We start from the raw sequence: 23,960 nt of genomic DNA on the forward strand, positions 1-23,960 counted from the left end.
CTGGTTGAATCCAGGGACAGCGACGCCCGCGTCAGGGGGCGCGGACGGGTCAGCGGTTGCGGGGAGAGCATGAACGACGGGAAGCCGAACTGGTGGAGCCGGCCTTCGACGGCACCGGAGCCGCCCCGGGAGCCGGCACCTGCCCCGGCGCCCGAGGGGTCCGACGGCGACTTCCCGCTGCCCGCGCCGCAGCCGTCGGCAGGTGACATATCCGGGGCGGCCGAGCCGGCCCCTTCGGCCGTACCGGCCGAGCCGACCGACACCGCCACGCGGCCCGACCCGGCGGACGCCGCGCCCGCCGTGCGGGACCACGCGGCGCCCGCCGCGTCGACGGACGACCCGGCCGAGCCCCGCGACACCGCCGTCCTTCTGACGAAGGGTGAGTCCGCCGCGGCCGCCGAGGGCTCCGCCCCGGCAGGGGCGGACCACGCGGCTTCCGCCGCATCAGCGGAGACGCCCGGCGTCGAACCGGCGCCCGCCGCCTCCCCGACTCCCGCCGAGCCCGCCGCCCAGGCTCCGGCCGAGCCCGCCGCCCAGGCTCCGGCTCCCGCCGAGCCAGCCGCCCAGGCTCCGGCTCCCGCCGAGCCAGCCGCCCAGGCTCCGGCCGAGCCCGCCGCCCAGGCTCCGGAGGCCGCGCGGCCTCAGCCGCTTCACGCGCCCGACGAGTACCGGACCCCGCCGTACGGCGAGCCCGGGCCCTGGGCGCCCGCGCCGCCGGTGCAGCATCCGGCCGCCGCCCCGGCCCCCGCGCCCGGTGCCGTACCCCCGCCGCAGGGCGCCGTTCCCCCCGCACCGCCGCAGCAGGGCGGGGGCGCGCCCTGGATGCAGTACGACCCCTGGGGCGGGCCCGCCGCCCCGCTGCCCGTCGCCGCGAAGAAGAAGTCCCGCAAGGGGCTCGCGGTCGCCGGGGCTCTGGTGTTCGCGCTGATCACCGGCGTGATCGGCGGCGGCATCGGCGCGTACGTCGAGCGGAACAACGGCCTCACCACCGTCGAGCTGCCCCAGGCAGAGGCCGGGGAGCTCGACCGGGCCCCCGACAGCGTCGCCGGGATCGCCGCCGGTGCCCTGCCCGGCGTCGTCACCCTGCACGTCAGCGGCGGCGGCTCCGCCGGTACCGGCACCGGCTTCGTCCTCGACACCAAGGGCCACATCCTCACCAACAACCACGTGGTGGACGCCGCCGAGTCCTCCGGCGAGATCTCGGTGACCTTCTCCAGCGGCGAGACCGCCCGCGCCAAGCTCGTCGGCAAGGACACCGGCTACGACCTCGCCGTCGTCCAGGTCACCGGCGTCTCCGGCCTCAAGCCGCTCGCCCTCGGCAACTCCGACAACGTCCGCGTCGGCGACCCCGTCGTCGCCATCGGCGCCCCCTTCGACCTCTCCAACACCGTCACCTCCGGGATCATCAGCGCCAAGGAGCGGCCGATCACCGCGGGCGGCGAGAAGGGCGACGGCACGGACATCAGCTACGTCGACGCCCTCCAGACCGACGCGCCGATCAACCCCGGCAACTCCGGCGGCCCGCTGCTCGACTCCAAGGGCCGTGTCATCGGCATCAACAGCGCCATCCGCGCCGCGGGCGGCGGCGGTTCGGGCGACGGCGAGGGCAGCGCGAGCCAGCCGGGCTCGATCGGCCTCGGCTTCGCGATACCGATCAACCAGGGCAAGCGGGTCGCCGAGGAGCTCATCAACACCGGCAAGGCCACCCACCCCGTCATCGGCGTGAGCCTCGACATGCAGTACCAGGGCGACGGCGCCCGGGTCGGCGAGAAGGGCAAGGACGGCGCCGCCTCCGTCACGCCCGGCGGCCCGGCCGCCAGGGCGGGCCTCCGCCCGGGCGACGTCATCACCAAGGTCGACGGCCAGCGGGTGCACAACGGCGAGGAGCTGATCGTGAAGATCCGCGCCCACCGCCCCGGCGACCAGCTGGAGCTGACGCTGACCCGCGGCGGCAAGGAGCTGATCAAGACCCTGACCCTGGGCTCCTCGCAGGGAACCTGACAGATCCTGACGGACTCATACGGACCAGACGGAACCCGACCGCCATGTGGTGGTCGCCACGAGGTACCCGACCGACAGGTTCGGCGGGTACCGTGGACCGGGCCTCGGACCGGCGAGAAGGAGCTACTAGGTGTTCAGCGACATAGGCGCACTCGAGCTGGTGACGCTCGTCGTCCTCGCCGTGCTCGTCTTCGGGCCGGACAAGCTGCCCAAGGTGATCCAGGACGTCTCGCGCTTCATCAGGAAGGTCAAGGACTTCTCCGACAGCGCGAAGGAGGACATCCGCAGCGAGCTCGGCCCGGAGTTCAAGGACTTCGAGTTCGAGGACCTCAACCCGAAGACGTTCCTGCGCAAGCAGATCGACGGGAACGAGGACCTGCGGGAGCTCAAGGAGCTGCGCGGCACCTTCGACCTCAAGAAGGAGATCAACGAGGTCGCCGACGCGGTCAACGGCCGCGAGACGGCCCCCGCGGCCGCGCCCGCCGCCCCCGCGACCGTCAACGGCTCCTCGCCCGACCTCCTCAAGAAGCAGGACAAGCCGGACGCCGGCGAGCGCCCGCCGTACGACTCCGACGCCACCTGACGACGGCCTGTCACCGAACGACTGCGTCCCGGTGGCTATCCTCCCTCTGTTGACGGATCTGTCGACGGATCGAGGAGGCTGCCGGAATGACGACGACGAGTCGGGTGGAAGCCGAGGGGTTTCTGCGCGCGCCCTTCGCCTGGTACGGGCTCGACGAGGCGTTCACCGGGCCTCGCCGGCTCATGCAGGTCGGTACGGCGGCGGACGGTTCCGTCCAGTACGGCTCCGTCGGCCACGGTGACGAGCCGTCGATAAAGTCCGAGGCCGGCGGCGCGGAGAAGGAGCGCTTCGCGGTCGTCGTGACGGTCGCGGCGAGCCCGGTCCGCAGGACCGGTGACGGTACGGGCGTGCTCGACGCCACCACGGTCTCCTCGGCCGCCTGGCTGGCCGGCTCCGGGCTGCTCGTCCACACCTGGCCCGCCTCGCTCGACCACGTGACCCGGGACAACTGGCTGGACCAGCAGACCGAGACGGCGTTCGAGCTCGCCGACGACCTCGACGGGCCCGCCTGGTCGGTCCTGTCGCTGCCCGTCGACGGCGTCCCGATGCCCTTCCACTACCGCGAGACCGAGTTCGGCTGGGTCCTCGCCGGATCGGCCGCCGGGGTCCACCTGGGGGCGTACGGGCGGGGGATGAGCGCGTACGGGCTCGGCTTCGCGCAGATCCCCGACCTGGACGCGTACGCGTAGACGTAGACGCGGGACGTGGACGTACGAGAAGGGGCGCCCCCGGTTCACGGGGGCGCCCCTTCCTGCCGTACGGATCAGAACTTGTTGCGCGGGGTGATGCCCAGGCTCATGCCCGACAGGCCGCGCTGACGGCCGCCCAGCTTGCCCGCGATGGCGCGCAGGGCCGCGCCGGCGGGGGAGTCGGGGTCGGAGAGGACGACCGGCTTGCCGTCGTCGCCGCCCTCGCGGAGCCGTACGTCGATCGGGATCGAGCCGAGGACCGGGACGGTCGCGCCCGTGGTCTGGGTCAGGCCGTCCGCGACCTTCTGGCCGCCGCCCGTGCCGAAGACGTCCACCATTTCGTCGCAGTGCGGACACGGCAGGCCCGCCATGTTCTCGACGACGCCGACGATCTTCTGGTGCGTCTGCACCGCGATCGAGCCGGCCCGCTCGGCGACCTCGGCGGCCGCCTGCTGCGGGGTGGTGACGACGAGGATCTCCGCGTTCGGGACGAGCTGCGCGACCGAGATCGCGATGTCGCCGGTGCCCGGGGGCAGGTCGAGGAGGAGGACGTCGAGGTCGCCCCAGTAGACGTCGGCGAGGAACTGCTGGAGCGCGCGGTGGAGCATCGGGCCGCGCCACACGACCGGGGCGTTGCCCGGGGTGAACATGCCGATGGAGATGACCTTCACGCCGTTCGCCGACGGCGGCATGATCATGTTCTCGACCTGGGTCGGACGGCCGTCCGCGCCCAGCATGCGGGGCACGCTGTGGCCGTAGATGTCGGCGTCGACGACACCGACCTTGAGGCCGTCGGCGGCCATCGCCGCGGCGAGGTTGACGGTCACGGAGGACTTGCCGACGCCGCCCTTGCCGGACGCCACCGCGTACACACGGGTCAGCGAGCCGGGCTTCGCGAAGGGCACCTCGCGCTCGGCGCCCGTGCCGCGCAGCGCCGCCGCCAGCTCCTTGCGCTGCTCGTCGCTCATCACGTCGAGGGTGACCTCGACGCCGGTGACGCCCTCGACCCGGGACACGGCCTCCGTCACGCGCTGCGTGATGGTCTCGCGCATGGGGCAGCCGGAGACGGTCAGGTAGACCGTGACGGCGACCCCGCCGTCCGGACCGATCTCCACCGACTTGACCATGCCGAGCTCAGTGATCGGCTTGTTGATCTCAGGGTCGTTCACCGTCGCCAGTGCTTCGAGCACCGCGTCTTCCGTAGCCATACGGACGATGGTACGGCGCCGGGCACCGGCCCATGGAGGCGTGTCAATGGTCGGGTACGTCACTTCCGTACGCGTCGTCCGGCGGGAATAGATCGCGCCGCTCCTCCCGGCGCTCCTCGTACCGCTCCTCGTACCGTTCCTCCAGCCGTTCCTCCAGCTCCTTGACCATGTCCTGGAGCTCGGAGCGGATCCAGTCGCGGGTGGCGACCTCGCCGAGGCCCATCCGCAGCGCGGCGATCTCCCGCGTCAGGTACTCGGTGTCCGCGATCGACCGCTCGTTCTGCTTCCGGTCCTGTTCGAGGTTGACCCGGTCGCGGTCGTCCTGCCGGTTCTGCGCGAGGAGGATCAGCGGAGCCGCGTACGAGGCCTGGAGGGACAGGACGAGGGTCAGGAAGATGAACGGGTACTCGTCGAACTTCAGCGACGCCGGCGCGAAGATGTTCCACGCGACCCAGACGACGATCGTCACCGTCATCCAGACGAGGAACCGGCCCGTCCCCAGGAACCGGGCGATGCGCTCCGAGAGCCGCCCGAAGGCCTCGGGGTCGTACTCCGGCAGCAGTCTGGCCCGGCGCTCGCGCGGGAGGTCGAGCCGGATGCGCGCCATCGGCCGCTCCCGGTCCCGGTCCCTCTCCTGCTGACGCTCAGCGGCCATGCGTGGTCCCCTCCTGGTGGAACTCGGTCTCGCGCCAGTCCTCGGGCAGCAGGTGGTCGAGCACGTCGTCGACGGTGACCGCGCCGAGCAGCGAGCCGCTCTCGTCGACGACGGGCGCGGCGACCATGTTGTACGCGGCGAGGTAGCTGGTCACGGCGGGCAGCGGGGTGTCCGGGCCGAGCGGCGGCAGGTCGCTGTCGATGACCGAGCTGACGAGCGTGAACGGCGGGTCGCGAAGCAGCCGCTGGAAGTGGACGGTCCCCAGGTACTTGCCGGTCGGCGTCTCGTCCGGCGGCCGGCAGACGTACACCTGCGCGGCGAGGGCCGGCGACAGGTCCTGCTGGCGGACCCGGGCGAGCGCGTCCGCGATGGTGGCGTCCGGGCGCAGCACGATCGGCTCGGTCGTCATCAGACCGCCCGCGGTGTTCTCCTCGTACGACATCAGGCGGCGTACGTCGGCGGCGTCGTCCGGCCGCATGAGGGTGAGGAGTCGTTCCTTCTCGTCCTCGGGGAGCTCGGAGAGGAGGTCGGCGGCGTCGTCCGGGTCCATCGCCTCCAGGACGTCGGCGGCGCGCTCCTCCTTGAGTTCGCCGAGGATCTCGATCTGGTCGTCCTCGGGGAGCTCTTCGAGGACGTCGGCGAGCCGGTCGTCGTCGAGGGCGGCGGCGACCTCGACGCGCCGCTTGGGGGAGAGGTGGTGCAGGGCGTTGGCGAGGTCGGCGGGGCGGAGCTTCTCGAAGGTGGCGAGGAGGTTCTCGGCGCCCTGGCCGTGCTCCTCCAGGGAGAAGCCGGTGACGGCGGACCACTCGACGGTCAGGGTCTCGCCCTTGCGGCTGAGCACCCCGCCCTTGCCCTTGCGGACGAACACCTTGTCGATCGACCAGTCGCGGCGGGCGGGCAGCCGCTGGATGGCGACGTCGAGGACGGTGACCTCCTCGCCCGAGTCGACCAGGGTCACCCGGCGGTCGAGGAGCTCGCCGAGGACGAGCCGCTCGGTGGGGCGGCGCTCGAAGCGGCGCATGTTGACCACGCCGGTGGTGATGACCTGGCCCGAGGCGACGCCGGTGATCCGGGTCATGGGGACGAAGACGCGGCGGCGGCTGAGCACCTCGACGACCATCCCGAGCAGGCGCGGGGGCCTGTTGCCGACGCGGAGCATGGCGACGAGATCGCTGACGCGGCCCACCTGGTCGCCGACGGGGTCGAAGACGGGGACTCCCGCGAGGTGGGAGACGAAGATCCGGGGGGCGCCTGCCGCCATGCCACGCGCCTCCTGGATGCCGCACGATTCGAGTCGTCGCCGGAGCGGTGTCCGGCCGGTGGCATTGCTTTGCCGGGGATTGCAGAGCTTTGCCGGGTTCAGGCTAGCCCGTGCCGATCATCCCCGCTCCGGCAGCGCCTCCGTCCGGCTGGCCGTCGGCGGCTTCATCCGGCCCGGGTACGCTGCGGTCTGCCGTCCCCCCACTCGGCCCGGAAAACGGACCCGGACATTCCGAACGGTCCGGACAGGGCCGTCCACGGCACCCCCTCCGACGGGCCTCCCCCGCCCACCGCCCCTTCTCCGCCCTTCGCCCCCACGACTTCGAGAGGCAGCGCTGATGGCCGTACGTTCCCCGGCGTCGCGTATCCGCAGGACCGTCGCGCCCCTGGCGCTCTGTGCCGGTCTCACGGTCGGGATCGGCGCCTGCGCCGCCGATCCGGACGAGGGGACCAACGGGGTGGGCAGGCTCTCCGCCCCCGAGATCGAGCAGAAGGCGCAGACCGCGGCCGACTCCGCGAAGGCCGTACGGCTCGCGGGCACGCTGGTCAGCAAGGGCGGCACGTACAAGCTCGACATGCGGCTCAAGCCGGACGGCGCCACCGGCTCCGTCGCCACGAAGAACAGCACCTTCGAGCTGCTCCGGGTCGGCGACGCGCTCTACCTGAAGGCCGACGCCGACTTCTGGGCGCACGAGGGGAAGGCGGCCGAGGAGCCGACCGACGCGGACGAGGAAGCCGCCGACACCCTCGACGACATGTACGTGAAGGTGCCGCAGGACGACCCCACGTACAAGCAGCTGCGCGGCTTCACCGAGATGGACGTGCTCCTGGACGGCCTGATCGGGCTGCACGGCACGGCCGTCAAGGGCGACCGCGACCAGATCGGCGGAGTCCGTACGGTCAAGGTCAAGGGCGGCGAGGGCGGCGAGGGCGGCACCCTCGACGTGGCCCTCGAAGGGACGCCGTACCCGCTCAGGTTCGCGCGCGGAGGGGGAGCGGGCGTCGTGGTGCTCTCCGAGTGGAACAAGGAGTTCCCGCTGGAGGCGCCCTCCCAGGAGGAGACGCTCGACTACGGCATGCAGCTCCCCCGCACCTGAGAGCTAGCCGCGCTTGCGCTTCTTCTTCAGGAGCAGCTTCGGGAGCGCCGCCGGGACCGGCCGGCGGGTGATCGCCGCCGACGGCAGCGGTACGGCGGCGAGGGAGCCGTCCGGCAGCTCGGTCGTCGAGGCGACCGGGTCGAGCCGCAGGACCCGGCACTCGCGCGCCCAGCGGTCCGGCATGGCCTCGCCGTCGGAGGCGTTCAGCCGCTTGCCCTTGAGTTCGGCGACGGCCGCGTCCCACTCCTCCGTGCGCGGGGCGATCTCGCGCACCGAGGCCGTCCAGGCGACGATCCGGCCGCCCTTGTCCTTGCTGCGGACGGTCACCTCGGCCGTACCGCCGTCGGCGAGGCCGGGGAGCGGCTGTTCGCCGGGGCCGTCGCCGACGACGTGCGCCGCCCCGTCGTGCCAGACGTGCCAGAGGGCGCGGGAGGGCCCGGTGCCGCGCACCCAGACGAGGCCGGACTTCTTGGTGGCCTCTTCGACGAGGGCGCCGGTGAGCAGGGTGTCGGTCATGGGCCGAAGCCTATCCAGGGCGGACCGGGCGGCCTACAGCCAGCCGTTGCGCTTCAGGGTGCGGTGGATGGTGAGGCAGACCGCGATGATGCCGGTGAGCACCATCGGATAGCCGTACTTCCAGTGGAGCTCCGGCATGTGGTCGAAGTTCATGCCGTAGACGCCGCAGACCGCCGTGGGGACGGCGACGATCGCCGCCCACGAGGTGATCTTGCGCATGTCCTCGTTCTGCGCGACGGTCGCCTGCGCCAGGTTGGCCTGGAGGATCGAGTTGAGGAGCTCGTCGAAGCCGACGACCTGCTCCTGGACGCGCGCGAGGTGGTCGGCGACGTCCCGGAAGTACTTCTGGATGTCGGGGTCGACCAGCCGCATCGGCCGCTCGCTGAGCAGCGCGAGCGGGCGCAGCAGCGGGGTGACGGCCCGCTTGAACTCCAGGACCTCGCGCTTGAGCTGGTAGATCCGGCCCGTGTCCGTGCCGCGCGTGGAGCCCTTCTTCGCGGCCGGCGAGAAGACGTCGATCTCCAGCTGGTCGATGTCGAGCTCGACGGCGTCGGCGACCGCGATGTAGCCGTCGACGACGTGGTCGGCGATGGCGTGGAGGACGGCGGACGGGCCCTTGGCGAGGAGCTCGGGCTCGCCCTGGAGGCGGTGACGGAGGTTGCGCAGGGAGCCCTGGCCGCCGTGCCGGACGGTGATGACGAAGTCGGGGCCGGTGAAGCACATGACCTCGCCGGTCTCGACGACCTCGCTGGTCGCGGTGAGCTCGGCGTGCTCGACGTAGTGGATCGTCTTGAAGACGGTGAAGAGCGTGTCGTCGTACCGCTCCAGCTTGGGCCGCTGGTGGGCGTGGACGGCGTCCTCGACGGCGAGCGGGTGGAGCCCGAACTCGGCCGCGATTCCGGCGAATTCGGCCTCGGTGGGCTCGTGGAGCCCGATCCAGGCGAAGCCGCCGCTCTCCCGCACCTGGCTCATCGCGCCCCGGGGCGTGAGGCAGGAGCGGTCGTCGACCCGCTGCCCGTCGCGGTAGACGGCGCAGTCGACGACGGCGCTGGAGGCCGAGGAGTGGTCGCGGGTGGGGTCGTACGCGGTGTACGTGGTCGGGGTCTTGCGCAGGCCGGGCCGCAGGCTCGGACGGACGGCGGCGCGCAGGTCACGGATCATCGACATGGGCATGCTCCCTCACGGAGTGGCCGTCGGCGCGATGCGTGGCACAGCCCGGAATGGGGACGTGGAGCTACGTCGTCCACAAAGCGGGCGGCACCGGGGAACCACGGTGACGGCGTTCGCTACAAGACAGGCAAAGGCGAAGTTGCTCTTCCGTCGAGCGAGATGCCGGAGGCGCGGGTCCGTACGGGACCCGGGAATCACCGGAGAGAAGACCGCACCGGGCGGGGGTGCGAGACGGCGGAAGAGCGGCTGGTACTGCCCGACCGACTTCGGTCCATCGCAGTCCCACCTCCTCCGGCCGGTCCCCCGTGGGGGATGACGTGTGACGAGTAATCAGGAGTTCGGGACTCCCGACCAGCGGCCAAGACTATCAGCCGACAGAGGGTCAATCCTTGACTTTGCCCGTTCCATACGCGCTTTATGCTCAACCCATGGGAGAAGTTCTTGCTCTGGTCGAGGCCCGGCTGCGGACGGCGCTCGGCGAACCGGACGCGCGGGCCGCGGTGACCTTCCTCGGCACCGATCGGATCGAGGTCCTCCGCTTCGTCGACCGCGGTCCCGAGGGCGACCTCGTGCGGTACGCGACCCTCGGCATGTCCGCCGCGCCGATGGCGGACCCGACCTCGGCGCTCGCCGACCCCGTCAAGGGCCCGCGCGCCGAGCTCGTCCTCACCGTACGGGCCGGCCTCGCCGACACCGACAAGGTGCTGCGCCCCCTCGCCGTCCTCGCCGCCACCCCGCAGGTCGAGGGGGTGATCGTCGCCCCCGGCGCCTCGCTCGACGTCGGCGAGCCCCTCTGGCCCGGCGCCTCCTTCAGCTCCGTCCTCGTCGCCGAGTCCGGCGGGCTCGTCGAGGACCTGGAGCTCGACGACCCGATGGATCCGGTGCGCTTCCTGCCGCTGCTTCCCATGACCTCGAACGAGGCCGCGTGGAAGCGGGTGCACGGGGCGCAGGCCCTAGAGGAGCGGTGGCTCGCCAAGGGGACGGACCTGCGGGATCCGCTGCGCAAGTCCGTCGCCCTGGACTGACCCCGGAAGGGGGCGCGAGGGGCGCGGGGGCGGGTTCCGGAAGGGGCCCGTGTGGCCTCTGTGGGCACTGCGGGTGAACGGCTCGGGCCGGACGGGTGATCGTCCCCCGGTGTCCTTGACGCGGGGCACGAGGGGTAGGACCGTTGAGCCCTATGAGGGGCGAACCCAGTTGTCCGAAGTGCGGTGGCCGGGTCAGGGCGCCCGGTCTCTTCGCCGACTCCTGGCAGTGTGACGTGCACGGCTCGGTGCACCCGCTCCAGCCCGTGATCCCGCCCAGTGTCGAGGCCCTCGGCGTCGTCGTCCACCGCTCCCACGTGCCCGTGTGGATGCCGTGGCCCCTGCCCGTCGGCTGGCTCTTCACCGGGGTCGCGTACGCCGGGGACGACCGCAGCGGCGGCCGCGCGACCGCCGTCGCCTGCTCGGGACCGGGACCGCTCGGCGGCATCGGCGAGCTGATCCTCGTCGCCGAGGAGCTCGGCGTCGGCCTCGGCGCGCGGTACGCGGGCATCGACGGCCCCGACCCCGGCTCCGGCATGGCCATCGACAAGCCGCCGGCCGCCAAGGTGCTCGCCGCCGGCCGTCCCACCCCGCTCTGGCACGTCACCGGCACCCCGCCGGACCGCGCCGTCTTCGCGGGCGAGGCGCGCGGCCTGTGGCTCTGGGCCATCGTCTGGCCCGAACAGTCGGGCCTCCTCATGTACGACGAGCTCGTCCTGACCGACCTGCGCGACGCCGGCGCCGAGGTCGAGCTCCTGCCGTGCGGCGCGCTCACCCCCAGGCTTCTGGGCCCCTGACGGCCCTCCGCGCTCTCTGACGGTCCGTACGGGAGTGTTCGATTCGCCCGTTATGCTGGAGCGTCCCTCGTCCGTCCCGAGCCCCCGGAGTACCGCGTCGTGCGCATCGACCTGCACACCCACTCCACGGCCTCCGACGGTACGGACACGCCGGCCGAGCTCGTCAGGAACGCGGCCGCGGCCGGGCTCGACGTCGTCGCGCTCACGGACCACGACACCACCCGCGGCCACGCTGAGGCGATCGCCGCGCTGCCCGAGGGCCTGACCCTCGTCACCGGCGCCGAGCTCTCCTGCCGCCTCGACGGCATCGGCCTGCACATGCTGGCCTACCTCTTCGACCCCGAGGAGCCCGCGCTCCTCGCCGAGCGCGAGCTCGTCCGCGACGACCGCGTGCCGCGCGCCCGCGCCATGGTCGGCAAGCTCCAGGAGCTCGGCGTCCCCGTCACCTGGGAGCAGGTCGCCCGCATCGCGGGGGACGGCTCCGTCGGCCGCCCGCACGTCGCCGAGGCGCTCGTCGAGCTCGGGGTCGTCCCCGACGTCTCCGGCGCCTTCACGCCCGAGTGGCTCGCCGACGGCGGCCGGGCGTACGCCGCGAAGCACGAGCTCGACCCGATCGAGGCCATCCGGCTGGTCAAGGCCGCCGGCGGCGTCACCGTCTTCGCGCACCCGGCCGCCGTCAAGCGCGGCCAGGTCGTGCCGGAGAGCGCGATAGCCCGGCTCGCCGACGCCGGTCTCGACGGCATCGAGGTCGACCACATGGACCACGACGAGGCGACGCGCGCGCGGCTGCGCGGGCTCGCGAAGGAGCTCGGTCTGCTGACCACGGGCTCCAGCGACTACCACGGCAGCCGCAAGACCTGCCGCCTCGGCGAGTACACGACCGACCCCGAGATCTACGGCGAGATCACCCGCCGCGCGGCAGGGGCCTTCCCGGTCCCCGGCGCGGGCGGAACCGCCTAGGTTCTGTCCGGCGGATCAGGGCCTAGCTCCTTCCGGGGGCCACGGCAGGCCGGCGTGGTGTTCCCTCCGCGCCGGGCCGTTCCCGCGCGCACACCTGTCGTCCGCGCGTGACCCACGGTCCCGGGCGCCCTCGCGCGCCCGCTCCCGCCCAGGCCGGCGCCCCCCGTCTCCGTACCCTCACGCCACTTCCGGCGCACGCGCGCCCGTCATCCGGAATCTGTCATTCCGGAATGCCGGCGCGACACCCCACCGTTCGACCTCTCCCGCAAGGCACCCTCACCGTGTTCGACGCCGCCGTCTTCGGCTCGCTGTTCCTGACCCTCTTCGTGATCATGGACCCCCCGGGGATCACGCCGATCTTCCTCGCCCTCACCTCCGGCCGCCCGGCCAAGGTGCAGCGACGCATGGCCTGGCAGGCCGTCGCCGTCGCCTTCGGCGTCATCACCGTCTTCGGTCTGCTCGGCCAGCAGATCCTCGACTACCTGCACGTCTCCGTCCCCGCGCTGATGATCGCGGGCGGTCTGCTCCTGCTGCTCATCGCGCTCGACCTGCTCACAGGCAAGACCGACGAGCCCAAGCAGACCAAGGACGTCAACGTCGCCCTCGTCCCGCTGGGCATGCCGCTGCTCGCCGGGCCCGGCGCGATCGTCTCGGTCATCCTCGCCGTCCAGCACGCCGACAGCGTCTCCGCGCAGATCTCCGTCTGGTCCGCCATCGCCGCGATGCACGTCGTGCTCTGGCTGACCATGCGCTACTCGCTCGTGATCATCCGGGTCATCAAGGACGGCGGCGTCGTCCTCGTGACCCGCCTCGCCGGCATGATGCTCTCCGCCATCGCGGTGCAGCAGATCATCAACGGCGTCACCCAGGTCATCCAGAACGCCTGATCCCGGCCACCGCCGGGTACCACTGCGCCCCCGTACGGATTCCGCGGTGCGGAGTCCATGCGGGGGCGCGGTGCGTGGTGTGGACCTGGCCGGTTACGAGGCCGAGGTCTCGGCGGGGCGGATCCAGATGCGCTGGCCGACAGCGGCGGCCTGCTGCACGATCCGATTGACGGAGGCGGCGTCCACAACGGTGCTGTCGACGGGCGTGCCGTCGATGTCGTCCAGTCGCAGAATTTCGAAGCGCATGGGCTTCTCCCTTCGTCTGAGTTGATCCTCCTGGAGGAGAACTGGGTTACGTAGATCTCCAACGGACGGCATCGCGCAAACATTCCTTACGCTAAGGAAAATTTTCGGATGACTAAATACTGGCTGGTAGAAAGGGCCGTATGAACGACGAGGACACGATCGGCGCCCGGCTTGAGCGCACCAATGAGCTCCTGCAACGGATGCTTGCCGAGGTCGCCAAGACCCCCTCCACCCACGCCATCTTCGTCGACGCAGGTTACGTCTATGCTGCGGCCGGGTTGCTGGTGACGGGAACCGAGGACCGGCGCTCCTTCGACCTCGACGCCGAGGGCCTCATCGAGGCCTTCATCGACAAGGCCCGCACGATCTTCGCCGACAGCCGGCTCCTGCGCGTGTACTGGTACGACGGCGCCCGGCGCCGCATCCACACGCCCGAGCAGCAGGTCATCGCCGAGCTCCCCGACGTCAAGGTCCGCCTCGGCAACCTCAACGCCAACAACCAGCAGAAGGGCGTCGACTCCCTCATCCGCACCGACCTGGAGTCCCTCGCCCGCCACCGCGCCATCAGCGACGCCGCCCTCGTCGGCGGCGACGAGGACCTCGTCTCGGCCGTCGAGGCCGCCCAGGGCTACGGGGCGCGCGTCCACCTCTGGGGCATCGAGGCCGCCGAGGGCCGCAACCAGGCCGAGGCCCTCCTCTGGGAGGTCGACAGCCAGCGCACCTTCGACCTCGACTTCTGCCGCCCGTACGTCACCCGCCGCCCGGTCACGACGTACGAGAACGAGGGCGAGCCGCCGCCGTCCCGCGAGGAGGTCCGCTTCGTCGGCGCGCAGATCGCCGCGACCTGGCTCGCCGAGCGGGGCCGCGACCGGCTCGCCGAGCTCCTGCCCGGCGCGCCCTACCTCCCGGGCCCCGTCGACCAGGACCTCCTCGTCGAGGCGGAACGCCTGCTCAGCCGCTCCCTGCGCGGCCACGCCGCCCTCCGCAGGGCCCTGCGGGACGGCTTCTGGCAGCACCTCAAGACGCAGTACTAGCACCCGTACGAGTGGGGGTACGGGCGTCTCCGTCTCCGTCGACCCGGTCCCAGAAGGCCGTCAGCCGCTCCGCCAGCTCGCGCGGATGCGAGACGTTGGGGGAGTGGCCGGCGCCCGCGACCACCGTGTGGTGCGCGCCGGTACGGGCCGCCGCCGCGGCCAGCTCCACCGGCGGCCACACCATCTCGTCCGTCCCGTACGCGAAGTGCAGCGGCATCCGCAGGCCGAGGAGTTCCTCCGTACCGTCCCTGGTGGCGACGAGCAGCCGCCCCGCGCCCGACAACTGCGCGATCCGGGTCCGCATCCAGCGCCGCCGCAGGAAGCGCGTCAGCTCCGGCGCGTCGACCGCGCCCGGCTCCTCACCACGCGCGTCGAGACGGCACATCGCCTCCCAGACCCGGTCCTTCGGCAGCACCGCGAGCGCGCCCCGCAGCACCCGCACGCGGACACGCTGCGGCCGGGCCACCCGGCCCGTGCCGGAGGAGAGCAGGGTGAGCGAGCGGAAGGCGGCCGGGGCGAGCGAGGCCGCGGCGCGGGCCACGAGCCCGCCGAAGGAGTGACCGAGCAGATGCGCGGGCCCGTCGCCGAGGGCGGCGGCCTGCGCGACGGCGTCCAGCGCGAGCGCCCTGCGACGGTACGCGGCCCGGCCCCGGGGCCCGGGCGTCTCGTGCTGCCCCCGCCCGTCCACCGCCACCGCCCGGTACCCGGCGTCGGAGAGCGGCCCGAGCAGCGCGAGGAAGTCCTCCTTGCTGCCGGTGTACCCCGGCAGCAACAGCACCGTCCCCCGCCGCTCGCCCACCGGAGCCGTGTCGAGCACGGCGAAGTCACCCCGCGCGGTGACCAGGCGACGGGCCTGGGTGCGGGGCGGGAGGTCGAGGGACCGGGGCTTGCTCATACCCGGACTGTAATCCCGCCGGCCACGGACAGCCTTTTCGGGCCGGACAGCCCTTCCGGGCGGGGGAGGCCCCGGGTGCAGGTCCGCCGGGGTCCTGTGGGCTCGCGCGGGGGAGGGGCGGTGCGTTGGGGGCTTGGTGCACGGCCCGCGCGGGAGGGTGCGTGGCCGTGACGGCCGGTCGCTGGGGTGGGGGCGCGCCGGGGAGGCCCCGGGGCCCCTGGCCCTGCGGGCCGGGCCCGGGGGTCGGAGGCTCGCATGCGGGGCGGTGGCGGCGGGTGGCTGGACGGGCGCCGGAACGGCCGTGCGGCCCGTCCCTTTTCGGGGACGGGCCGCACGGGCTGTGCTGGGTCGGGCGGGGACTCAGTCCTCGGCCTTGGCCGCTGCCTTCTTGGTGGTGCGGCGGCGCGGGGCCTTGGGGGCCTCCTCGGCCGGGGCCTCGGTGGCGACCGGCTCGGCGGCGGCCTTCTTCGTCGTCCGGCGACGGGTCGGCGTCTTCGGCTCCGAGGCGTCGGGCGCCTCGGCGACGACGGCCTTCTTCGTGGCACGGCGGCGAGGAGCCTTCGGGGCCTCCTCCGTCACCGGAGCCTCGACGACCGGCTCGGCCGCGGCCTTCTTGGCCGTCCGGCGACGGGGAGCGGCCTTGGGGGCCTCCTCGACGGCCGGGGCCTCGGTGACGACCGCTTCCGCGGCGGCCTTCTTCGTCGTCCGGCGGGCGCGCGGGGCCTTGGGGGCCTCCTCGGCCGGGGCCTCGGTGGCGACCGGCTCGGCGGCCGCCTTCTTCGTCGTGCGGCGACGGGCGGGGGCCTTGGGGGCCTCCTCGGCGACCGGAGCGGCCTCGGCGACCGGGGCCGCCTCCTCGACGACGACGACCGGCGCGGCCTCGGCGGCGACCGGCGTACCGGCGGCGCGGCGGGCCGTGCGGCGGGCGCGCGGGGCCTTGGGGGCCTCCTCGACGACCGGCGCGGCGGCGACGGGCGACTCCACGACGATGACCGCGGCGGCCTCGGCGTTCACCGGCGAACCGGCGGCGCGACGAGCGGTGCGGCGGGCGCGGGGGGCCTTGGGGGCCTCCTCGACGACCGGCGCGGGCTCGGCGGCCGGGGCCTCGGCGACCACCGGAGCGGCCTCGGGGGCGCCCGGCGAGCCGGCGGGGCGGCGGGCCGTACGGCGACGACGCGGGGCCGGAACCTCGGCCGTGACCTCGGGTGCGGCCTCGACCGCGACCTCGGCGGCCTTCACCGGCTCGGCGACCGGCTCCGCGACGGCCTTGCGGGCCGTGCGACGGCGCGGGGCCTTCGGGGCCTCCTCGGCCACGGGGGCGGCGACCGGCGCGGCCTCGGCGGCGGGCGCCTCGGCGGTCCGGGCCTTGCGCAGCGCGGCGGCGGCGGTCTCGACCGTCTGGAAGGAACCGGTGTCCTCAAGGGGACGGATCACGCGGGGGCGACGACGGCGCGGAGCCGGCGCGGCCTCCCGCGCGGCCGGGGCCTGGGCACGGGCCGGGGCCTGCGTCCGGGCCGGAGCGGCCTGAGCCGGGGCGGCCTGAGCCTGAGCGGGAGCCGCGGGCGCGGCGGCCTGCGGGGCGTCGGCGCGGCCGCCACGGGAGCGGCGGCGCGGAGCCCGCGCCTCGGCCGGGGCCTCGGCGGCGGGAGCCGGGGCGGCCTGCGCCACCGGAGCCGCCTTGACGGGCTCGGCGACCGGCGCGGCCTCGGCGACCGGCGCGGTCTCCGCGACCGGCGCGGCCTCGGCCGCCGGGGCGGCGTGCTGCGTGGACTGGGGTACCTGCGCGGTCTGCGCGACCGGGACGCCGCCCTGGCCGTTCGGACGGGTACGGCGACGACGGCGCGGAGTGCGCGGGCCCGACTCGGCCGCGGCGTCCGCGGTCACCTCGGCGGCCGGAGCCGACGCGGCGGGAGCGGTCGCGGTGACCGGAGCCGTCGTGGTCGGGGTCGCGGCCTCGTCGAGCTCGCTGCCGCCACGGGTACGACGACGCTGACGCGGCGTACGCGTCCGGGCCGGGCGCTCCTCGGTCTTCTCGGCGCGCTCGGCGCCCTTCGGACCGCGGCCACGACGGCCGCCGGGCTCGCCCAGGTCCTCCAGCGTCTCCGCGCCCAGACCCGCGCGGGTCCGCTCGGCGCGGGGCAGGATGCCCTTGGTGCCCGCCGGGATGTCCAGCTCCTCGTACAGGTGCGGGGAGGAGGAGTACGTCTCGACCGGGTCGTGGAAGTCGAGTTCGAGGGCCTTGTTGATGAGCTGCCAGCGCGGGATGTCGTCCCAGTCGACCAGCGTCACGGCCGTGCCCTTCGCTCCGGCGCGGCCGGTGCGGCCCACGCGGTGGAGGAAGGTCTTCTCGTCCTCGGGGGACTGGTAGTTGATGACGTGCGTGACGCCCTCGACGTCGATGCCGCGCGCGGCGACGTCGGTGCAGACGAGCACGTCGACCTTGCCGTTGCGGAAGGCGCGGAGCGCCTGCTCGCGGGCGCCCTGGCCGAGGTCGCCGTGGACCGCGCCGGAGGCGAAGCCGCGCCGCTCCAGCTGCTCGGCGATGTCGGCCGCCGTGCGCTTCGTGCGGCAGAAGATCATCGCGAGCCCGCGGCCGTTGGCCTGCAGGATGCGGGAGACCATCTCCGGCTTGTCCATGTTGTGCGCGCGGTAGACGTGCTGCTTGATGTTGGCGACGGTCGCGCCCTCGCCGTCGGGCGAGGTGGCCCGGATGTGCGTGGGCTGCGACATGTAGCGGCGGGCCAGGCCGATGACCGCGCCCGGCATGGTCGCCGAGAACAGCATCGTCTGACGCTTCGGCGGAAGCATGCTCATGATCTTCTCGACGTCGGGCAGGAAGCCCAGGTCGAGCATCTCGTCGGCCTCGTCGAGGACGAGGACCTTGACCTTCGACAGGTCCAGCTTGCGCTGGCCGGCCAGGTCGAGCAGACGACCGGGGGTGCCGACGACGACGTCGACGCCCTTGTTCAGCGCCTCGACCTGCGGCTCGTACGCACGGCCGCCGTAGATCGCGAGCACGCGGACGTTGCGCACCTTGCCGGCGGTCTGGAGGTCGTTGGTGACCTGCGTGCACAGCTCGCGGGTCGGGACGACGACGAGCGCCTGCGGGGCGTCGGTCAGCTGCTCGGGCTTGGCCCGGCCGGCCTCGACGTCCGCGGGGACGGTGACGCGCTCCAGGATGGGGAGGCCGAAACCGAGGGTCTTGCCCGTGCCGGTCTTCGCCTGGCCGATGACGTCGGTGCCGCTGAGGGCGACCGGGAGGGTCATCTCCTGGATGGGGAAGGGGGTGACGATACCGACGGCCTCCAGGGCCTCGGCCGTCTCGGGGAGGATTCCGAGCGATCGGAAAGTCGTAGTCAGGGTGCTGCCTCTTCTGTGGACGCGGCGCGACGCGAAAGACGGGGGTCGTACCGTGTCGGGACTCTTCCGCCCGGATCGTGAAGATCACGGGCAGGTGACACGGGACCACTGCCGTCGCTCGAGCGTCTTACCGCTGAGGGTGACCCTTCCGCGGGTCCGCCGGAAGGGCTGTCGGGCCGGAGCCGATCGGGGCACCGACCGGGCATCCTCATTCATGAGTCGGCCCACCGTGTACGTCCGAACGTGCGAAAGCATGTCCGCATACTCAGCAGGCGCCTTATCACTGTACCCCGGATTCGCGCATGTGTGTTGGGAGAAAACGTGATGAGGGCACGGTCACACTGACTGACCAGGACCTTCCCCGGCCCTTCGGGGAGCCGGGAGCGGGCTATTGTGCGCTGCATGGAGACGCCTGACAACGCCACACCGACCGGGATCGCCGCCGAGGACTGGGCCACCGCATCCGCCGACCCCCAGTACCGCGCCGCCGTGATCGACCTCCTCGGCGCGCTGGCCTACGGAGAGCTCGCGGCCTTCGAGCGGCTCGCCGAGGACGCCAAGCTGGCGCCGACCCTCGCGGACAAGGCGGAGCTGGCGAAGATGGCCTCCGCCGAGTTCCACCACTTCGAGCAGCTGCGCGACCGCCTCGCGGCCGTCGACGCCGAGCCGACCGCCGCGATGGAGCCCTTCGCCAAGGCGCTCGACGACTTCCACCGCCAGACCGCTCCGTCGGACTGGCTGGAGGGCCTGGTCAAGGCGTACGTCGGCGACTCGATCGCCAGTGACTTCTACCGCGAGGTCGCGGCCCGCCTGGACTCGGACACCCGCGGGCTCGTCCTGTCGGTGCTCGACGACACCGGCCACGGCAACTTCGCCGTGGAGAAGGTCCGCGCCGCCATCGAGGCCGACCCGCGCGTCGGCGGCCGGCTCGCGCTCTGGGCGCGCCGTCTGATGGGCGAGGCCCTCTCGCAGGCCCAGCGCGTGGTCGCCGAGCGCGACGCGCTCTCGACGATGCTCGTCGGCGGCGTCGCGGACGGCTTCGACCTCGCGGAGGTCGGCCGGATGTTCTCCCGCATCACGGAGGCCCACACCAAGCGCATGGCCGCGCTCGGCCTGGCCGCGTAACGCTCGTAGCGGCGCTCGTAGCAACGCTCGTACGAGGAGGGCGGCGGTGGACTCACACCGCCGCTGAGCGTCGCAGCCGCCGTGCGGCCGGACGGATCAGCAGCGAGAGCAGCACCGCCGCCACCGCCACCGCGCCGATCAGCGTCGCGAGGAAGTGGCCCGGTCCCAGGGCTCCGTGGGTGACGAGCGCGCCGAATACTCCGCCGAGCGCTCCGGTCATGAGGACGGTCCCCCGGGAGGGGAGACGGCCGCCCAGTCTGTGCAGGGCGACCCAGGCCAGGGCGAGACCGAACAGGGCGGAACCGAGGGCTTCCAGGAACACTGCTGATCACCTCGCGGGTGCTGCGGGGCGGGTGGTGCGGTCGACGACTTCCTACCCCGACGGCCCGGAAGACAATCCTCCCCGCCACTCTGACGTGCACGAAAGGCCCGGCGGACCGATGCGGTCCGCCGGGCCTTTCGCCGGAATCCTCAGAGGGCGCCGAAGCCCACCCGACGCACGGCGGGCTCGCCGAGCTCCACGTACGCGATCTTCTCGGCCGGGACGAGGACCTTGCGGCCCTTCTCGTCCGACAGGCTCAGCAGCTGCGCCTTGCCGGCCAGCGCGTCGGCGACCGCGCGCTCCACTTCCTCGGCGGACTGCCCGCTCTCCAGAACGATCTCCCGGGGTGCGTGCTGCACGCCGATCTTGACCTCCACGGCTATGTCCCTCCGAACGGTCAGCGTTGCGCGATCTTCGCGCCGTACGTTGCCCACATTAGCCCGGTGAGGGGACGCCCACGCCTCAGCGCGGCACGCCAAGAGCGAACACGGGCCGATCAGTGGCCCTCGGCGCTCAGCTGCCCCTCCACCGGGTGCAGCGGGAAGCCGGCGATGCCGCGCCAGGCCAGCGAGGTCAGCAGACCCACGGCCTTGTCGCGCGGGATCTGGGACTCGCTCGACAGCCAGTAGCGCGCGACGACCTGCGAGACACCGCCGAGACCGACCGCGAGGAGCATCGACTCCTCCTTGGCGAGACCGGTGTCCTCGGCGATGACGTCCGAGATCGCCTCGGCGCACTGGAGGCTGACCCGGTCCACGCGCTCGCGCACGGCCGGCTCGTTGGTCAGGTCCGACTCGAAGACGAGACGGAAGGCGCCGCCCTCGTCCTCCACGTACGCGAAGTAGGCGTCCATCGTCGCCGCGACCCGGAGCTTGTTGTCCGTCGTCGAGGCCAGCGCCGTGCGCACCGCGTGGAGCAGGGACTCGCAGTGCTGGTCGAGCAGGGCGAGGTACAGCTCCAGCTTCCCCGGGAAGTGCTGGTAGAGGACGGGCTTGCTGACGCCCGCGCGCTCGGCGATGTCGTCCATGGCGGCCGCGTGGTAGCCCTGGGCGACGAAGACCTCCTGGGCCGCGCCGAGCAGCTGGTTCCGCCGCGCACGACGCGGGAGGCGCGTGCCCCGAGGGCGTGCTGCCTCTGTCTGCTCGATGGCGCTCACGCGGCCTCCAAGAATTCGATCCATGCGCTGTCCGCGCCGCGCCGACATCGTACTTTTGGGTAACCCGGCTGTGCGCGGTGCGAACGCAGAATTTCACGGACCGGACACTCTGGTCGACCCATTGGTTCAGGGTTGAACCGAACAAATCAGCGGTAGTCGTCCTCGTCCAGGGCGACGACCCGCGCCTGGTCGGACGCGTCGGCCTCGTTCGCCGAGTCGTTCTCGACGTGCGTGAGGGGCTCGTCCTCGCGCTGCTGGAGCTCGGTGTGCTGCTCGGCGGCGTCGGCCTCGGGGATCTCCTGGTCGAGCGCGACGACCTCTTCCGTGGCGAAGGTGTCCGGCTCGGTCGGATCGACAGTCATGCGGTTCCTTCCGGCGCTCGGGGTCGAGGCGCTCCGACGACCTTCCCTTGACCCTCTTCTTCCGAGCGTAGGAGCACACGCGCCGTGCCGCACACGCACCCGTGACCGCATGGGGCCGAACCTGTGACAGCACCCACACACGTGACCGCGTGATCGTCTCGTAATATTGCGGCCATGTCCTCGACCGAGCTGCCGGAAACCCGGACCGCCGCCGCGAAGCAGGCGCCGCGCATCCGCGACGTACGGGTCGCCGACGGCGAGGAGCTCCGCTCCGTCGGCCTGCCGGGGCTCACCCTCACGGTCCGCTCCCGGCCCGGCGTCCGTCCCGGACTGCCTCCCGCGCTGTTCGTCCACGGCCTCGGCGGCTCCTCGCAGAACTGGTCGGCGCTCATGCCGCTGCTCGCGGACGTCGTCGACGGCGAGGCCGTCGACCTCCCCGGCTTCGGCGACTCCCCGCCGCCCGACGACGGCAACTACTCGGTCACCGGGCACGCCCGCGCCGTCATCCGGCTCCTCGACGCCGGCGGCCGCGGTCCCGTCCACCTCTTCGGCAACTCGCTGGGCGGCGCCGTCGCCACCCGCGTCGCCGCCGTCCGCCCCGACCTGGTCCGCACCCTCACCCTGGTCTCCCCGGCCCTGCCCGAGCTGCGCGCCCAGCGCTCCGCCCTGCCGACGGCGCTCATCGCGGTCCCCGGCGTCGCCTCCCTCTTCGCGAAGCTCTCCCGGGACTGGACGCCGGAGCAGCGCGTGCGCGGGGTGCTGGCGCTCACGTACGGAGACCCGCGCCGGGTCACCGACGAGGCCGTCCGGCACGCGGTCGAGGAGATGGAGCGCCGCCTGGACCTCCCGTACTTCTGGGACGCCATGGCCCGCTCCTCGCGCGGCATCGTCGACGCGTACACGCTCGGCGGTCAGCACGGACTCTGGCGGCAGGCCGAGCGGGTGCTCGCGCCGACGCTGCTCGTGTACGGCGGACGGGACCGGCTGGTCTCGTACCGCATGGCCCGCAGGGCGGCCGCCGCCTTCCGGGGCTCGCGACTGCTGACGCTGCCCGACGCGGGGCACGTCGCGATGATGGAGTACCCCGAGACGGTCGCCCAGGCCGCGCGGGAACTGATCGCCGATCAGGGCGGGAGCTGAACCGGGGCGTGGGACGACATAGTCGCAAGGGCGCCGCGCCCTCGGTGGAGGACACCGGGCGGCAGGCGGCGGCCGGACGGACGGCGGGCCCGACCCCGCCCCAGGCCGCGACCCAGGCCCCGGCTTCGGCCCCGGCTCCGGCTCCCGGTACGGGCCGACGGCGCCGGGCGCCGGGCGCGGGCCAGGAGACCACCGCCGGGTACGGAACCGCCGGGTACGCATCCGGTGCGTACGGCACGCCCGCGCACGGCACCCCGCGCCACGGCACCCCCGCGCACGGCACGCCCGTGCACGTCACCCCCGGCACCCCCGCCCACGGCATCCCCGTCTACGGGACCTCGCCGGTACGGGGCGGGCACCCGCAGCACGACGAGGCCGGGGCCCCGAGGCTCTCGGCGTACGGCGGGCACGGCACCCATCGGCGTACCCCCTCCTCCCCGCGGGATACGCAGGACACACAGGGCACCCCCTTCCTTCCCGGCCCCCGGCGCGAGCTCCGCACCGACGCCGACGCGCTCGACGGGCTCGACGCGCCCGTCGAGGAGACGGCCGAGGAGCCGGCCGGCCGGGTCCTCAAGGGCCGCACCCTGACCGGCATCGCGGCCGCCGCCGTCACCACCGTCCTCGCCGTCGTCGTCGCCGGCCAGGTCGCCGACCGGCCGACGGCCTCGTCGGGCGCCACCCGCGCCGCCGACCGGCCGGCCGAGCGGGCCTCCGGCGACACCTCCGCCTCCCGCTCCGACGACCGGGACGCCCCCGCGAAGCCCTCCGCCGCCCCGTCCGCCTCGGCCTCCGCCTCCGCGGCGGCGCCGAAGCCGACGTACGAGCAGCTCATGACCCGCCAGTTCCCGATCGACCCCAAGCTCAAGGGGTCGGGCGAGTTCGAGGCCGTGCCGGGCTTCCAGAAGGCGCCCGGCAAGGGGCGGCTCGTGCGCTACCGGATCGACGTCGAGAAGGGCATCGGCCTCGACCCGGTGCTCTTCGCCTCGGCGGTGCAGAAGACCCTCAACGACGAGCGGAGCTGGGCCGGTCAGGGCGCGATGGCCTTCGAGCGGATCTCCAGCGGGAACCCCGAGTTCGTCATCACGCTGGCGAGCCCCGGCACCACGGGCGCGTGGTGCGCGAAGTCCGGTCTCGACACGACCGTCGACAACGTGTCGTGCGACTCGGCCTCCACCGAGCGCGTGATGATCAACGCCTTCCGCTGGGCGCAGGGCTCGGAGACCTTCGGGCCGAAGGCGATGTACGCGTACCGCCAGATGCTCATCAACCACGAGGTCGGCCACCGCCTCGGGCACGGGCACGTGAGCTGCGACACCCCCGGCGCGCTGGCGCCCGTCATGCAGCAGCAGACCAAGTCCCTGAAGGTCAACGGCATCCAGTGCCGCCCCAACCCCTGGGTGTACCCCGGCAGTTGACGACTGACCCTTCGTGATCGCACCGCCGCGTAGCGCGACGGAACGCGACCGGAGGAG

24 protein-coding genes are annotated in these 23,960 nt (G+C 73.2%); 12 read left to right on the plus strand and 12 right to left on the minus strand.

Going from position 1 to position 23,960, the window contains the following annotated elements; all coding sequences use genetic code 11:
- The first annotated feature begins 69 nt into the window (after positions 1 to 69).
- The 3 genes from ACFC0Z_RS11430 to ACFC0Z_RS11440 all read left to right on the plus strand — a co-directional run bounded on the left by ACFC0Z_RS11430 (position 70) and on the right by ACFC0Z_RS11440 (position 3,273).
- A complete protein-coding gene (locus ACFC0Z_RS11430) occupies positions 70 to 2,001 on the plus strand; it encodes a S1C family serine protease (protein WP_376435379.1) in 1,932 nt (643 codons plus the stop codon).
- Between the two features lie 130 nt (positions 2,002 to 2,131).
- Positions 2,132 to 2,584: a sec-independent translocase gene (locus ACFC0Z_RS11435; protein WP_376435383.1), complete on the plus strand. Its 453-nt coding sequence runs from the start codon at positions 2,132 to 2,134 to the stop codon at positions 2,582 to 2,584.
- Between the two features lie 86 nt (positions 2,585 to 2,670).
- Complete coding sequence (locus tag ACFC0Z_RS11440; protein WP_376435385.1) at positions 2,671 to 3,273, plus strand: hypothetical protein; 603 nt, start codon at positions 2,671 to 2,673, stop codon at positions 3,271 to 3,273.
- 74 nt (positions 3,274 to 3,347) lie between these two features.
- Here the strand turns inward: ACFC0Z_RS11440 and ACFC0Z_RS11445 are convergent, their stop codons facing one another.
- Genes ACFC0Z_RS11445 through ACFC0Z_RS11455 form a run of 3 tightly spaced genes read right to left on the minus strand, consistent with a single transcriptional unit; the run spans position 3,348 to position 6,397 of the window.
- Positions 3,348 to 4,481: an Mrp/NBP35 family ATP-binding protein gene (locus ACFC0Z_RS11445; RefSeq protein WP_376435388.1), complete on the minus strand. Its 1,134-nt coding sequence runs from the start codon at positions 4,479 to 4,481 to the stop codon at positions 3,348 to 3,350.
- Between the two features lie 43 nt (positions 4,482 to 4,524).
- Positions 4,525 to 5,136 carry a DUF1003 domain-containing protein gene (locus ACFC0Z_RS11450; RefSeq protein ID WP_376435390.1) on the minus strand — a complete coding sequence of 204 codons (612 nt, stop codon included), beginning with the start codon at positions 5,134 to 5,136 and terminating at the stop codon, positions 4,525 to 4,527.
- Positions 5,126 to 6,397 (minus strand): magnesium transporter MgtE N-terminal domain-containing protein, encoded by a 1,272-nt coding sequence (locus tag ACFC0Z_RS11455; protein WP_376435392.1) that lies wholly within the window; start codon positions 6,395 to 6,397, stop codon positions 5,126 to 5,128. Before ACFC0Z_RS11455 ends, ACFC0Z_RS11450 begins: the two co-directional genes overlap by 11 nt.
- Before the next feature lie 337 nt (positions 6,398 to 6,734).
- Between ACFC0Z_RS11455 and ACFC0Z_RS11460 the strand changes: the two genes are divergently transcribed.
- Positions 6,735 to 7,493 carry a hypothetical protein gene (locus tag ACFC0Z_RS11460; RefSeq protein WP_376435395.1) on the plus strand — a complete coding sequence of 253 codons (759 nt, stop codon included), beginning with the start codon at positions 6,735 to 6,737 and terminating at the stop codon, positions 7,491 to 7,493.
- A 3-nt stretch (positions 7,494 to 7,496) separates the two neighbouring features.
- Here the strand turns inward: ACFC0Z_RS11460 and ACFC0Z_RS11465 are convergent, their stop codons facing one another.
- Complete coding sequence (locus ACFC0Z_RS11465; protein WP_376435397.1) at positions 7,497 to 8,009, minus strand: hypothetical protein; 513 nt, start codon at positions 8,007 to 8,009, stop codon at positions 7,497 to 7,499.
- Positions 8,010 to 8,042: 33 nt separating this feature from the next.
- Positions 8,043 to 9,176, minus strand: a complete 1,134-nt coding sequence (locus tag ACFC0Z_RS11470) for a magnesium and cobalt transport protein CorA (RefSeq protein ID WP_376435400.1) — start codon at positions 9,174 to 9,176, stop codon at positions 8,043 to 8,045.
- 431 nt (positions 9,177 to 9,607) lie between these two features.
- Here ACFC0Z_RS11470 and ACFC0Z_RS11475 point away from each other — a divergent pair, with 431 nt between their 5' ends.
- The 4 genes from ACFC0Z_RS11475 to ACFC0Z_RS11490 all read left to right on the plus strand — a co-directional run bounded on the left by ACFC0Z_RS11475 (position 9,608) and on the right by ACFC0Z_RS11490 (position 12,845).
- Complete coding sequence (locus ACFC0Z_RS11475) at positions 9,608 to 10,204, plus strand: suppressor of fused domain protein (protein ID WP_376435403.1); 597 nt, start codon at positions 9,608 to 9,610, stop codon at positions 10,202 to 10,204.
- A 152-nt stretch (positions 10,205 to 10,356) separates the two neighbouring features.
- Positions 10,357 to 10,998 carry a DUF6758 family protein gene (locus ACFC0Z_RS11480; RefSeq protein WP_376435406.1) on the plus strand — a complete coding sequence of 214 codons (642 nt, stop codon included), beginning with the start codon at positions 10,357 to 10,359 and terminating at the stop codon, positions 10,996 to 10,998.
- A gap of 99 nt (positions 10,999 to 11,097) precedes the next feature.
- On the plus strand, positions 11,098 to 11,958 hold the full coding sequence (locus tag ACFC0Z_RS11485) for a PHP domain-containing protein (protein ID WP_376435409.1): 861 nt from the start codon (positions 11,098 to 11,100) through the stop codon (positions 11,956 to 11,958).
- A 281-nt stretch (positions 11,959 to 12,239) separates the two neighbouring features.
- Positions 12,240 to 12,845, plus strand: coding sequence for a MarC family protein (locus ACFC0Z_RS11490; RefSeq protein ID WP_376435412.1), 606 nt, complete (start codon positions 12,240 to 12,242; stop codon positions 12,843 to 12,845).
- A 93-nt stretch (positions 12,846 to 12,938) separates the two neighbouring features.
- On the opposite strand, the gene ACFC0Z_RS11495 is transcribed toward ACFC0Z_RS11490, so the two are convergent.
- Positions 12,939 to 13,091, minus strand: a complete 153-nt coding sequence (locus ACFC0Z_RS11495) for a hypothetical protein (protein ID WP_376435415.1) — start codon at positions 13,089 to 13,091, stop codon at positions 12,939 to 12,941.
- A 140-nt stretch (positions 13,092 to 13,231) separates the two neighbouring features.
- Between ACFC0Z_RS11495 and ACFC0Z_RS11500 the strand changes: the two genes are divergently transcribed.
- Complete coding sequence (locus ACFC0Z_RS11500; RefSeq protein WP_376435418.1) at positions 13,232 to 14,125, plus strand: NYN domain-containing protein; 894 nt, start codon at positions 13,232 to 13,234, stop codon at positions 14,123 to 14,125.
- On the opposite strand, the gene ACFC0Z_RS11505 is transcribed toward ACFC0Z_RS11500, so the two are convergent.
- Together ACFC0Z_RS11505 and ACFC0Z_RS11510 are read right to left on the minus strand one after the other, a co-directional pair.
- Positions 14,109 to 15,020, minus strand: a complete 912-nt coding sequence (locus tag ACFC0Z_RS11505) for an alpha/beta fold hydrolase (RefSeq protein WP_376435420.1) — start codon at positions 15,018 to 15,020, stop codon at positions 14,109 to 14,111. The two genes, ACFC0Z_RS11500 and ACFC0Z_RS11505, sit on opposite strands and share 17 nt — an antisense overlap.
- Positions 15,021 to 15,380: 360 nt before the next feature.
- Positions 15,381 to 18,287: a DEAD/DEAH box helicase gene (locus ACFC0Z_RS11510; RefSeq protein ID WP_376435422.1), complete on the minus strand. Its 2,907-nt coding sequence runs from the start codon at positions 18,285 to 18,287 to the stop codon at positions 15,381 to 15,383.
- Between the two features lie 495 nt (positions 18,288 to 18,782).
- Between ACFC0Z_RS11510 and ACFC0Z_RS11515 the strand changes: the two genes are divergently transcribed.
- Entirely contained in the window at positions 18,783 to 19,505 is a 723-nt protein-coding gene (locus ACFC0Z_RS11515; RefSeq protein ID WP_376435425.1) for a ferritin-like fold-containing protein, read from the plus strand.
- A 52-nt stretch (positions 19,506 to 19,557) separates the two neighbouring features.
- On the opposite strand, the gene ACFC0Z_RS11520 is transcribed toward ACFC0Z_RS11515, so the two are convergent.
- The 4 genes from ACFC0Z_RS11520 to ACFC0Z_RS11535 all read right to left on the minus strand — a co-directional run bounded on the left by ACFC0Z_RS11520 (position 19,558) and on the right by ACFC0Z_RS11535 (position 21,345).
- Complete coding sequence (locus ACFC0Z_RS11520) at positions 19,558 to 19,827, minus strand: hypothetical protein (RefSeq protein ID WP_376435428.1); 270 nt, start codon at positions 19,825 to 19,827, stop codon at positions 19,558 to 19,560.
- Between the two features lie 149 nt (positions 19,828 to 19,976).
- Positions 19,977 to 20,204 (minus strand): DUF3107 domain-containing protein, encoded by a 228-nt coding sequence (locus tag ACFC0Z_RS11525; RefSeq protein WP_189800025.1) that lies wholly within the window; start codon positions 20,202 to 20,204, stop codon positions 19,977 to 19,979.
- Positions 20,205 to 20,323: 119 nt separating this feature from the next.
- Positions 20,324 to 20,983: a TetR/AcrR family transcriptional regulator gene (locus tag ACFC0Z_RS11530; protein ID WP_376435431.1), complete on the minus strand. Its 660-nt coding sequence runs from the start codon at positions 20,981 to 20,983 to the stop codon at positions 20,324 to 20,326.
- Between the two features lie 146 nt (positions 20,984 to 21,129).
- Positions 21,130 to 21,345 (minus strand): hypothetical protein, encoded by a 216-nt coding sequence (locus tag ACFC0Z_RS11535; protein WP_376435434.1) that lies wholly within the window; start codon positions 21,343 to 21,345, stop codon positions 21,130 to 21,132.
- Positions 21,346 to 21,519: 174 nt separating this feature from the next.
- Here ACFC0Z_RS11535 and ACFC0Z_RS11540 point away from each other — a divergent pair, with 174 nt between their 5' ends.
- The gene (locus ACFC0Z_RS11540; protein WP_376435437.1) at positions 21,520 to 22,485 is read left to right on the plus strand and encodes an alpha/beta fold hydrolase; all 966 of its coding nucleotides are present in this window, start codon (positions 21,520 to 21,522) and stop codon (positions 22,483 to 22,485) included.
- A gap of 8 nt (positions 22,486 to 22,493) precedes the next feature.
- Positions 22,494 to 23,903 carry a DUF3152 domain-containing protein gene (locus tag ACFC0Z_RS11545; RefSeq protein WP_376435440.1) on the plus strand — a complete coding sequence of 470 codons (1,410 nt, stop codon included), beginning with the start codon at positions 22,494 to 22,496 and terminating at the stop codon, positions 23,901 to 23,903.
- The last annotated feature ends 57 nt before the right edge of the window (positions 23,904 to 23,960 follow it).

The sequence above is a fragment of the Streptomyces sp. NPDC056144 genome (genome assembly GCF_042264145.1).
GTDB lineage: Bacteria > Actinomycetota > Actinomycetes > Streptomycetales > Streptomycetaceae > Streptomyces.